The organism is Streptomyces sp. NPDC001027 (assembly GCF_040299045.1).
GTDB lineage: Bacteria > Actinomycetota > Actinomycetes > Streptomycetales > Streptomycetaceae > Streptomyces.
Genome location: NZ_JBEPBI010000514.1, coordinates 1 through 2271 on the forward strand (window position 1 = coordinate 1; position 2271 = coordinate 2271).

Below are 2271 nucleotides of genomic sequence, written 5' to 3' on the forward strand. Positions count from 1 at the left end.
CGACCGCTACTGGCTGGAGGCGCCGAAGCCGGCGGTGGGCGCGGATCCGGTGGAGGAGGAGTTCTGGCGGACCGTCGAGGAAGGCGACCTCGAAGAGCTGGCGGGCACGCTCGGTGTGCAGGAGGGGTTGGAGAGCGTCGTGCCGGCTCTCGCCGCCTGGCGCACCGCACACCGCGAGCGAGGACTGGCCGACGGATGGCGGCACCGGGTGGAGTGGAGGCCGCTGACCGCGACCGCCCCCGTCGCCACCGGAGGGACCTGGCTGATCGTCGCCCCCGAGTCGAGGCAAGACGACGAGCTGATCACCGACCTGAGAGCGGAACTGGAAGCGCGCGGAGCTCGCGCTGTCGTCGCCGCTGTCGACGCCGCCCGGCTGGACCGCGCGGCGCTCGGGGAACTGCTGGACACCGCCGACGTGTTCGCCGGAGTGCTGTCGCTGCTGGCGCTCGACGAGCGGCCGCACCCCCGGCAGCCGGCGGTACCGCTCGGGCTGTCCGGCACCCTCACTCTTCTGCAGGCACTCGGCGACGTGGACATCGACGCACCGCTGTGGTGTGTGACCCGGGGCGCCGTGGGCGTCGGCGACGACGACGGGCCGACGGCGCCCGAACAGGCCGGCGTCTGGGGCCTCGGCCGGACCGCCGCCCTGGAACACCCCAAGCGCTGGGGCGGACTCGTCGACCTGCCGCAGGCCGGGGCGAACGGCCTCGCGGGGCTGCTGCTGGACGCCGTCACCGCAGGCGTCGCGGAGGACCAGGTGGCCGTCCGCGACGGCAGGACGTACGGCCGCCGACTCGTCCACGCCGCCACCCGAGGCAAGCCGGCGCCGCGTGACTGGCGCCCGCGCGGCACCGTCCTCGTCACCGGGGGAACCGGCGCGCTCGGCGCCCATGTCGCCCGCTGGCTGGCCGCCCGCGGGGCTGAACACCTCGTGCTGACCGGTCGCCGTGGCGACGACTCGCTCATCGCCGGCCTGCGGGACGAATGCGCGCATCGTGGCGCCCGGATCACCGTCGCCGCCTGTGACACCGCGGACCGCCAAGCGCTCGCCGACCTGGTCGACGGACTTGCCGCGAGCGGCAGTCCGGTGCGCTCCGTTGTCCACGCGGCCGGCGTCAGCGTCCTCGGCCCGATCACGGAGACCGACGTCGACGACCTCGCCGCGACGCTGTCCGGCAAGGTCCTCGGCGCCGCCCACCTCGACGAGGTCCTGGACACGGCCGAACTCGACGCGGTCGTCTACTTCTCCTCGATCTCCGGCACCTGGGGGGTCGCCGACCACGCCGCCTACGGCGCCGCGAACGCGATCCTCGACGCCCGTGCCGAACGCCGACGCGCCGACGGCGCGCCCGTGCTCAGCGTGGCCTGGGGTCCCTGGGCCGGCGGCGGCATGATCGCCGAGTCCGTCCAGCACGACCTGCGCCGTCGCGGCGTCCCCGTCATCGAGCCGGGAGCCGCGATCACCGGCCTTCAGCAAGCCCTCGACCACGAGGACACCGTCGTCGCGGTCGCCGACGTCGACTGGCGCCGGTTCGCCGAGGTCTTCACGTCCGTACGCGGCAGTGCCCTCCTCTCGGAACTCACTCCTGCCGGTGTCGAGACGACGGAAACGTCGGCCGGGGCCGCCCAGGGCGACGACGTCTCCGCCGTGCTGCGTGAGATGGCCGATCTCCAGCCCGAGCGGCGGACCGCCGCACTGCGCGCCCTGATCGGCACCCATGTGGCCACGGCGCTGGGGCACGCGGACGCGGCAGCGGTCAGCGTCGACGCGGCCTTCAAGGAGCTCGGCTTCGACTCCCTCACCGCCGTGACGCTGCGCGACCGTCTGCACCGTGCCACCGGCCTGAAGCTGCCCACCACCGTCGTCTTCGACCACCCCAGCATCTCCGCACTCGCCGACTGCATCGACGAACTGGCCTTCGGCGGCGGGCGCGCGGACGCGCAACCCGCCACGGACTCGGCGGGCGCGGTCGCTCCGACGGCCGCCGACGAGCCGATCGCGATCGTGTCGATGGGGTGCCGCTTCCCGGGCGGCGTCCGCGCCCCCGAGGATCTCTGGCGTCTCGTGGCCGACGGCATGGACGTCATGTCCCCGCTGCCCACCGACCGCGGCTGGGACCTCGACGCCCTCTACGACGCCGACCCCGACCGCCTCGGCGCCAGCTACGTCCGGGAGAGCGGATTCCTCGACGACGCCGCCGAGTTCGACGCGGCCTTCTTCGGGATCTCGCCGCGCGAGGCGACGGCGATGGACCCGCAGCAGCGACTGCT

Annotated in this window: 1 protein-coding gene; it reads left to right on the forward strand. The window is 74.3% G+C overall.

Going from position 1 to position 2271, the window contains the following annotated elements; all coding sequences use genetic code 11:
- The coding region (locus ABT300_RS43390) for an SDR family NAD(P)-dependent oxidoreductase (RefSeq protein ID WP_351688516.1) at nt 1-2271 on the forward strand (2271 nt) is incomplete at both ends.